Origin of the sequence: Crocosphaera sp. Alani8, assembly GCF_038442745.1 — a bacterium.
Classification (GTDB): domain Bacteria; phylum Cyanobacteriota; class Cyanobacteriia; order Cyanobacteriales; family Microcystaceae; genus Crocosphaera.
The window spans coordinates 1-9,609 of record NZ_JARVCN010000124.1; the positions used below are offsets into that span (position 1 = coordinate 1).

A 9,609-nucleotide genomic window follows, 5' to 3' on the forward strand; every position below is an offset into this window, starting at 1 on the left:
GTTTGGCCTAAGTTTTCGCAGCGAGTGACCCCTGGCTTTTTGAGAAGATACCGATCTAGGCTGTCCTAAACTATGGTTCTACTAGCTATATCATTAAGAGAATAAAGCAATCTCTGCTTGTATGAGAGATTGCTTTGGGGTGTTTTTAATGATGACTGAAACTAGCGGAAGATTATTGAGGATCTAGCTTTAACACCGCCATAAACGCCTCTTGGGGAACATCAACCGTACCGATCGCTTTCATGCGTTTTTTCCCTTTTGCTTGCTTTTGTAGCAGTTTCTTCTTACGGGAAATATCCCCCCCGTAACACTTGGCCAATACATCTTTACGCAAAGCGGGAATATGCTCACTAGCGATAACTTTAGCCCCGATCGCCGCTTGAATGGGAACCTTAAACTGATGACGAGGGATCAATTCTTTTAACTTCTCTGTCAAAGCGCGACCCACATAATAAGCTTTATCGCGGTGTACAATCATAGCTAAAGCGTCCACACCGTCTCCATTCACCAGAACATCTAATTTAACCAAAGGATTGGGACGATAACCAAGCAATTGATATTCCATGCTGGCGTAACCTCTGGATCTGGACTTTAATTGGTCAAAAAAGTCCGTTACCACCTCAGCTAAAGGTAATTCGTAGATTAAAGAAGTTCTCGACAGGGTAAAATAACGCATATCCTTAAAAACACCCCGACGACTTTGACATAACTCCATCAATGTCCCCACATAAGTTTCTGGGGTGATCATTTCTACCTGGATATAGGGTTCTTCAATCTTTTCCCGTTCTTGGGGTGGAGGAAGTAAACTGGGATTATCGATCTCCATTACTTCCCCATCGAGGTTGGTAACGCGATAGATTACAGATGGGGCAGTTGTAATCAAATCTAGATCGTATTCTCGTTCCAAGCGTTCTTGAACAATCTCCATGTGCAGTAAACCCAAGAAACCACACCGAAAACCAAACCCCATTGCGCTAGAGGTTTCTGGTTCGTAAGAAAGGGCTGCATCGTTGAGTTTGAGGCGATTTAAGGCTTCTCTTAAGTCTTCGTACTTATCGGAGTCAGTGGGAAATAACCCACAAAAGACCATCGGTTTCGCCTCAGTATAACCGGGTAAGGGTTCTTCGGCCTGTTCTTCCCCTAAAGTAATGGTGTCTCCCACCCGTGCATCTTCTACTGCTTTGATGGCTGCAGCTAAGTAACCCACTTCCCCTGCATGAAGGGAGTCTACCTGTATTTGGTTGGGGGATAACACCCCTAACTCATCAATTTCGTATTCTTTTCCAGAGGCCATTAAACGGACGCGATCGCCTTTTTTCACGGTTCCATCCATAACCCGAAAATAAACGATCACACCCCGATAGGGATCGTAATAACTATCGAAAATTAACGCCCGTAGGGGTTTATCCACCGTATCCGTAGGAGGGGGAACTAAATGGACAATAGATTCTAAAATTTCGTCAACTCCGATCCCTGCTTTGGCCGATGCTTTGATGATATCGGTACAATCTAACCCCACCACTTCTTCTATTTCGCTAGAAACCCGTTCTGGTTCTGATCCGGGTAAATCAATTTTATTTAAAACAGGAATTATCTCTAAATTATTTTCCAATGCTAAATAGACATTGGCCAGGGTTTGCGCTTCTACCCCTTGAGAGGAATCTACCACCAATAAGGCTCCCTCACAAGCTGCTAAAGAACGGGATACCTCGTAAGAAAAATCCACATGACCGGGGGTATCGATGAGGTTTAGGACGTAATCTTGCCCATCTTTTCCCCTATAGTTCATCCTAGCTGCTTGTAGTTTAATGGTAATTCCTCGTTCCCGTTCCAAGTCCATGTTATCGAGGAATTGCTCTTTCATCTGCCGTTGAGCAACGGTTTCGGTCATTTGTAACATTCGATCAGCAAGGGTTGATTTGCCGTGATCGATGTGAGCTATGATACAAAAGTTGCGGATGCGAGAAACAGGAACGTCGGTCATAGAATCTGTTGGTGGAGGGGTTTGCAAAAGTTATCTTTATTTATATATCTTAAAGCTTTTTTACCTTGCTTACCACTTATTGTTGAGTGATTGTTATTTCGGGTTGCTCTCAACTGATAACTGATAATAGGGAAAAAAGATATCTCATGAATCATCCCTGATTGCTATACTTTGATTATTTAATGATAAATTGTTAATTAAACAAGCAACATAGTTCTATAGTTTTAATTTGTAAGGTTTCTCGGGGGTTCTGGCCTCGTTTCAAACGGCTTTCTAAGTCCAGTAAAATCGGTAAAGTCTTTAATAAGGTTTTTCCTGAGATTCCCCGTAATTCTTTGCGTAGAAAATAAAGGCGGTTTGGGTTAGGAATTTCGGCTGCTTTGGCAATTATTTTATTGTCTGTTTCTCCTGTTTCTATTTTTAATTGAATAATCGTCCAAGTTCTAAACTGACCAACTAAAGTAGCGACGATTCTTAATGCTGGTTCATTTTTCGATAATAACTCATCGATTAATTGTAAAGCTTTTCCTTGATTTCCTTGGCGAATCGCTTGAGCTAATTGTAAACTATTTTGAGCGTTTGCGTTAACTAAAGTGGCAATAATGGTTTCGTCGAGGGGTTTATTTTCTTGCTGCCCATAGAGATGTAACTTTTCCAGTTCATTCCATAATTGTCTGCTATTATTCCCTACAGAATTAGCTAATAATTCTGTTGCTTTTGGTGTTAATTTAATCCCTATTTCTTGGGCAATTTGTTTAACCTTGTTGATTAATTCGTCGGTTTTCCAGGGAGGGATGGGAGAATATTCTTTTACCTCTGCGTATTGTTCCATTAATTTCGTTGATTTTAAACGTTTGTCGGGCTTTTTGTTAGTGGTAAATAACAAATGAGAACTCTCAGGAATAGCAGGAAAAATACGCTGTAATTGTGTTAAAATTTCCTCCGAACACTGTTGACAAATAGACGTATTAGTGACCCAAACTAATCTACCTCCCATGCCAAAAACAGGAGTCATCGCTTGATTTAATGCGTCAATGGTACTTTTGGGGTCTTCTCCTGGAATTTGCTGATAATTAAACTGTATCCAGTTAGGATCGATGATACTATCTCTTAATTGTTGCACTTTTTGAGCGATCGCAAAGTCATCTTCTCCCCAAAACAAATAAATTCCCATAACCAAAGTCAATAAATCTTTATAAAAAATAGACACAAAATCGGGCAAAATAAAATGATAAATATATTAGCAAAATAAGAGGTGATTAACTTGGACGAAACCTATCAAAATTACGTCAATCGGGTGGCTTCCCTGACTTTACCCGGTACTTATCAAAATCAACTTAAGAATATTCAAAAATCTCCTAAATTTCAACAAAAACAACCAGTATCTTTTCCCGGTTATACTGTCCTTACTCCACCCTATCAAGATGATCCTACTAATGAATCATTCTATCATCAGTTAACCCTAGTGCAGCAGCAATTAATGGAAAAAATTGAACCAAATTTATTAATTCCCCTTCCTCCAGAAAGTTTCCATTTAACACTTGCTGATTTAATTTGGGAAGATAATTATCATAAAGCAATAGAGGAAGACCAAGACTTTGATAATAAACTCAAAAAAGCAATTCATGATAGTTTTAATACTTACCAGAAACTTAATTTAGAAGAAAGTAAAAGTCAGTGGCAAATTTTAGGTTTATTAGTATTTCCTCGCGCTTTAGTTGTTGGTTTAGTTCCTTGTAATGAATTATCTTATGATAAGGTTTTTCAATTAAGACGTACTATTTATCAAAATCAAGAATTAATTAGCTTAGGAATAGAACAACAATATTATTTAACTGCTCATATTACTTTGGGTTATTTTGACGAAATTACAGATAGTTTAGATAAAAGTAGTTTAGAATCTGTAATTCTATCTTTCAATGATCAATGGATAGAAAAAGAACCGCAAATTTTAACAGTTGAACAGGGAGAACTAAGAAAGTTTGAAAATATGATGCAATTTATATCTGATGAAAGTAATCCTAAACTGATGATTTAAACTTCAAAAAATAAGCATTTTATGGTTATTAAAACCGTGTAAGCAACATCTGAATATTGAACGAGAAAAACAAGAGGTAGTTCGTATGATTTTAGTTCCTAGAATAGATATTAAATTCAATTATCTTACCAAATTACAGTTATATATGCGATGACTAGAAATCCTGTTTTTCGCTCAAACTATTATATTTTGGCACAAGTTGGACAAGGACAATTTGGGCGAGTTTATTGTGGAATTTCTCGAAAAACAGGGAAGTTTGTTGCCTTAAAAAGTTTAGCTAAAGGGTTTCCCACAAATCGTTTTTTAAGAGAATTTTCTTGTTTGATAAGTTTGCGTCACCCCAATATAGTCTCTTGTCAAGCTATCGAATATCATGGTGGGGGACGTTATTTAGTGATGGACTATTGTGAAGGGGGAACCCTTCGAGACTTAATGAATTTTTCCGCTAAATTAAATTTAAAATCACGTCTCGATTTAGTTATTAATATTTTAGCTGGATTGGAACAAGCTCACAAAAAAAATATTATTCACTGTGATATTAAACCAGAAAATATATTATTAAGTTTGACAGCAGATAAATGGGTAGGAAAAGTAACGGATTTTGGTATTGCTAAAATTATCGAACAAAGCAGTAATGATAGGGGCGAAAGTGGTTATACAGGTTCCCCTGCTTATATGGCACCTGAGCGATTTTATGGTAAATATTCTTACGCTTGTGATATTTATTCTGTGGGGATTATTCTCTACGAATTGATGATAGGAGAAAGACCATTTTATGGATTGCCTGGGGATTTAATGTTAGCCCATCTTAACAAGAGATTTGACATACCTGATACAGTTCCTAAACCGTTACAATCTATCATTATTAAAGCTCTAGAAAAGTTACCGAAAAGGAGATTTTCTTCCGCAAAAAAAATGCTAGAAGCTATTAATATTGCTAAATATCAATTAAATATTAATCAGGACAAACCTATCATCTCTACATCAAATAATCTATCAAAATTTACTGTTGAAATTAATAACTTTAGTAGGTTAGATGTTGTTGATAAAATTAATCATATTGTTAATAATGACGAGAATATTTATTTAGCTAGTCACAATCAACTTATAAAACTTTCTAATCAATCTAAGAAAATAGAGACAATTAACTTTAACCAGTCAATAAAGTCATTAACATTACTATCTCAAGGATGTCTAGTTTTAACTGAGGACAAAAAGCAAAAAATTTGTCAATATGACTTTCACTATTTTTCTGAAAATAAATCATTTAATACATTAGATACTTGTTTGCAGTTAGAAAGCCAAGATTTAACATATACTTGTGACTTTAAAGGAAAATGGTTAGCTATTATTTCTAAAATCGATAATGAGCAAATTTCAGCAAAATTAACCGTTTTAAACCTACAAACTTTATCTTCTTTTCACTCCCCTAAACCTTGTCCTTTTCCTGAGAAATTAATATTTCTAAACAATCGTTATGGACTGGCTATTTTTTCGGGTATTTTTCAAGATAAGAGACAAACTTGTTTCTATTTATTTAACCGTCGAGGACATTTTATTAAAGGTTTCCTATTTCCTTTATTAATCTCAAAATTAACCGTTAATAAATCTAATGCTTACGATCTATTTGCTGTTGAAAAAGTCAAGCCTAATAATGGAATTTTGATAAAACTTAACCCTTTAAAAATGACCCGAATTCCTTTAGAGTTTGTTCCTGATTTTATTAGCGGTGAATCTTGGGGTTATGGATTAGCAAGAACTACAGGAGAGTTATTATTATTGGATAAAAAGGGAAACTATAGATCTAAAATAAATTTAGGGGTAGAAATTACAGCTATCACAGGGTTAAGTAAGAATCAATTACTAATAGCAACTTTAGAGGACAGAAAAGCGAAACTATTAACTTTAGATCTGAAAGAGCTAGATTAATAATAGTAATTTAAAATGTAGAATTATCTTCCTTAACCTGAGTTCGACATAAGATAATTTATAGAAAATCCATGAATTTTAGGAGTTTCAAACTCCCTAACTCCTAACTCCGAACTCCTAACCCCGAACTCAGGTTTCTTATTCTACATTTCAAATTCTAAAGTTTACTCGTTAAGTAGTTTTTCTACTAATTGATTGGTCAACTTTGGATCAGCGCGTCCTCCAGTTTGTTTCATTACTTGTCCCACGAAAAACCCTTTTAACTTTTTCTTTCCTCCGCGGTATTTTTCCACTTCTGAAGGGTTAGCAGACATCAAGGCAGCAATCACCTTTTCAATTTCCCCTGGATCGGAAATCTGGGTCATTCCTTTGCTTTCCACGATTTCTTTAGGAGAACCACCCTTTTCTAATAATTCTGGTAGAATTTCTTTAGCAATTTTACCGCTAATGGTTCCTTTTTCAATCAGTTGCACTAACTCCCCTAAACTATTTGGTTTGAGGGCAATTTCTGTGATACTTAATTTATTATTGTTGAGATAAGCTGCAATGTCTTGTGTCACCCAGTTACTCACCAACTTTGCATCAGCTCCAGTGTTAACCGCCGCTTCATAATATTCCGCTACTTCGCGATCATCCGTTAATACTCGCACATCGTAAGCAGATAACCCTAACCCCTCTTCATAGCGTTTACGCTTCTGTGTGGGTAGTTCAGGAAGTTGCTCTTTCCAACCGTTTAAACGTTCTTCAGATACCTCTAAAGGAGGAAGATCAGGTTCAGGAAAATAACGATAGTCGCTAGATCCTTCTTTTTTACGCATACTTATAGTTTGTTGGCTGCTTTCATCCCATAAACGGGTTTCTTGATAGATAGGATCACCGTTTTCTACGGCTTCTATTTGTCTTTCAATCTCATATTCGATCGCTTTTTGAATCGCACTGAAAGAGTTCATATTTTTGATTTCTACTTTAGTACCGAACTCTTTTTGTCCCACCGGACGCACAGAAATGTTGACATCGCAGCGTAGAGAACCCTCTTGCATATTACCATCGCTAATCCCTAGATAACGCACCAAACGGCGCAATTCTTGGGCGTATTCGGCTGCTTCTTGTCCGGTGCGGATATCCGGTTCTGAGACGATTTCTAGTAGGGGTACACCAGTACGATTAAAGTCTACTAAAGAATGAGTCGATCCTGCTAAGCGATCGCTTCCTGCATGAACCAATTTTCCTGCGTCTTCTTCCATGTGTAAACGAGTGATACCGATGGTTTTGCTTGTGAAATCTTTGGTCTTTTTATCCACAAATTCGATTTCTAGGGAACCGTGTTCCACAATGGGGAGATCAAACTGAGAAATTTGGTAGTTTTTGGGTAAATCGGGGTAAAAATAGTGTTTTCGGTCAAACTTACTATAGGGAGCAATTTTCGCATTCAACGCTAACCCTAACTTGACAGCAGAAGCTAAAACTTCTTCATTGAGAACCGGTAAGACTCCTGGATATCCCAAGCAAATAGAGCAAACATTTGTGTTAGGAGGACTATCGAACTCGGTTGAACAATGACAGAATATCTTACTTTTGGTGTTAAGTTGACAGTGTGTTTCTAGTCCAATAATGGCTTCGTATTCGGTTTTGACAGGTGTTGCGGTGGTCATAAACTAATATAGGTGATAACAATTAGCCTAGTCTATTTTATCGCAATTAAATCGAAACAGTTGAGAAGAGGCAGAAGGCAGGAGTAGAGTTACAGCTATGCTTACATAAGTTTACATAGTTGGCTTTGTTTATGTTCGACTATTTAGCCATAGATTTTTAAAATAAAAGTGAGAAAAATCCTTGGCTCTCCTTGATATTTTACTCAACAAGGCTATTTTTTAACTCAATAAAACCATTTACTGAAAGTGATTAATCACAATAACAAGTTAATTAGAATTACGTTTTTAATTATTTTAAGCTTTTTGTTAGTAACTCAGTTTATCAAAGCTGAAACTATTTCTAGCTATGAATTAACGCAAAAAGTCTCATTTAATCAAGTTACTCATTATCCCGTAAGTCAAACTGTCGATACTTCTTTTTATAAACCAACTGGAAAATGGGTTGGACGTTTGATACTACCAGAAAAGCCTTTATTTGATAGTAATCGAGATGGTGTATGGATTGAACTGTATCATGCTCCTTCACAAGCAGAAAACTTAATCGGGCAAAAAGTCCGTTTAGGTTGGAATAGAACTCCCTATACTCAATCTTATGTCAAAGCTGTTACTCGCAATATTAATATTACTTCAGAAGCAAAAGACTATGAAAGTAAAGGAAATGTTATTCCTAATCGTTTAGATGCACGCTCTGATGTAGGTCCCTTGGAATCGTTAGCCGGCGCTCATCCTGAAGACGATGTCATGGTGCGTTTACAATCTGTTATCTTGTCTGAAGATGAAGAACAAAATCCTATTCTGTTGACTAATCTTGAACCGATACAAATTACAGGAATCTACTACGGATTAGTTAAAATTATCGCCCCCACTGAACCAATTTCTCCCCATCAAATACCGCAAGTCTGTCCAGGAAACAAGCCTTGTCCCAGTGAATATTTTCGAGTACGTCACTACAATCAAGCAACAAGTAAATTTGATGGATTAGAAGAAATTGTCAGAATACCCCAACAGCCTTTAGATTATCGAGGGCGTTTTATGTCCACCTCTCGTAAATTAGAGGATTCTCCGGCGGGAAAAGCTGGATGGTACATTTATGGGGCAAAGGATCAAAAAGGTATCTTTACAGTTCAATCTCTCAAACCAAGAGCTTTATTGCAACTTAAACCTGAACGAGTAATTTTAGATCAAGGAGAAGCTATTAATTACATTAAAAATGAAAACTGGGCCAATACTCCTCAAAGGAAGGGAAATTTTCAGTCAATACTGATTAATCCTCAAGCATCATCTTCAGAAAATGCTGTTAAGCAATGGCTTGAAGGAGATAAAGCTCTTGTCATTCATTTATTTGGCGGCACAGGTGGAGAAAAACCCGATCCTGTCTTTGCTGGTACTGTTGCTGGACATTTTGCCTATGGTTTGGGAGAGGTTATTCGCGATCGCTTTACCAATGAACTACAATTTGAGACTATCTATCAGCAGATTTATGTCCACAATCCCAATGGCATCATTTCTGGCTCTATAGATTGGTCTGCATACATGGGGGATTTACGTCGAGGATGGTTAGGTAGTCGTCCTGTTTCCGATGTCATAATTAAACTGGATACCTTTACTCAACCCCTTCTACTGGGAAATAATTCTTTTTATTTTCTCAGGGAATTGCTCAAACAAGCTCAAGTTATTGCTGCTCGATATCGCACTGGGGATGGTTCGGGATTTGCCACTATAACTCCAGCCACTTCATGTGTCCAGGATTCTAATCAAGCTCTCTATATAGCTACGGAACAGCTTAAACTACAAATTTTGGCCAATCCCCAAATAAAACAATGGCTCGAAAACAATCCAGAAAATCCTGAAGGTAAAGAATTTCGTGAATTTATTAAATTAGGTATGGACTTGCGAGACAGCTTAACACCAAGGGGAGTTGTTCGTCCTGATTGGCAGGAAAATGCGGAATATTTAGGTATCTTCTCAAAAAGCCAGGGGTCACTCGCTGCGAAAACTTAGGCCAA

General features: G+C 37.0%; 6 protein-coding genes. 3 read left to right on the forward strand and 3 right to left on the reverse strand.

Features of this window, described 5'->3' with window-relative positions:
- Positions 1 to 172: 172 nt before the first annotated feature.
- Positions 173 to 1,984, reverse strand: coding sequence for a translation elongation factor 4 (lepA, locus tag P9B04_RS08825; protein ID WP_342054615.1), 1,812 nt, complete (start codon positions 1,982 to 1,984; stop codon positions 173 to 175).
- Between the two features lie 193 nt (positions 1,985 to 2,177).
- Positions 2,178 to 3,158, reverse strand: a complete 981-nt coding sequence (gene holA, locus P9B04_RS08830) for a DNA polymerase III subunit delta (RefSeq protein ID WP_342054620.1) — start codon at positions 3,156 to 3,158, stop codon at positions 2,178 to 2,180.
- Positions 3,159 to 3,248: 90 nt separating this feature from the next.
- On the opposite strand from holA, the gene P9B04_RS08835 reads away from it, so the two are divergent.
- Both P9B04_RS08835 and P9B04_RS08840 read left to right on the forward strand, forming a co-directional pair.
- On the forward strand, positions 3,249 to 4,022 hold the full coding sequence (locus P9B04_RS08835; RefSeq protein WP_342054616.1) for a DUF1868 domain-containing protein: 774 nt from the start codon (positions 3,249 to 3,251) through the stop codon (positions 4,020 to 4,022).
- 150 nt (positions 4,023 to 4,172) lie between these two features.
- The gene (locus tag P9B04_RS08840; protein ID WP_342054617.1) at positions 4,173 to 5,951 is read left to right on the forward strand and encodes a serine/threonine-protein kinase; all 1,779 of its coding nucleotides are present in this window, start codon (positions 4,173 to 4,175) and stop codon (positions 5,949 to 5,951) included.
- Positions 5,952 to 6,115: 164 nt separating this feature from the next.
- On the opposite strand, the gene gatB is transcribed toward P9B04_RS08840, so the two are convergent.
- Positions 6,116 to 7,603, reverse strand: coding sequence for an Asp-tRNA(Asn)/Glu-tRNA(Gln) amidotransferase subunit GatB (gene gatB / locus P9B04_RS08845; protein ID WP_342054618.1), 1,488 nt, complete (start codon positions 7,601 to 7,603; stop codon positions 6,116 to 6,118).
- Between the two features lie 246 nt (positions 7,604 to 7,849).
- Between gatB and P9B04_RS08850 the strand changes: the two genes are divergently transcribed.
- The gene (locus P9B04_RS08850) at positions 7,850 to 9,604 is read left to right on the forward strand and encodes a hypothetical protein (protein ID WP_342054619.1); all 1,755 of its coding nucleotides are present in this window, start codon (positions 7,850 to 7,852) and stop codon (positions 9,602 to 9,604) included.
- Positions 9,605 to 9,609: the final 5 nt, after the last annotated feature.

Excerpts from the sequence above, each read along its gene's own strand:
- lepA (WP_342054615.1), bottom strand. The coding sequence starts at position 1,984 with ATGACCGACGTTCCTGTTTCTCGCATCCGCAACTTTTGTATCATAGCT.
- holA (WP_342054620.1), bottom strand. The coding sequence starts at position 3,158 with ATGGGAATTTATTTGTTTTGGGGAGAAGATGACTTTGCGATCGCTCAA.
- P9B04_RS08840 (WP_342054617.1), top strand. The coding sequence starts at position 4,173 with ATGACTAGAAATCCTGTTTTTCGCTCAAACTATTATATTTTGGCACAA.
- gatB (WP_342054618.1), bottom strand. The coding sequence starts at position 7,603 with ATGACCACCGCAACACCTGTCAAAACCGAATACGAAGCCATTATTGGA.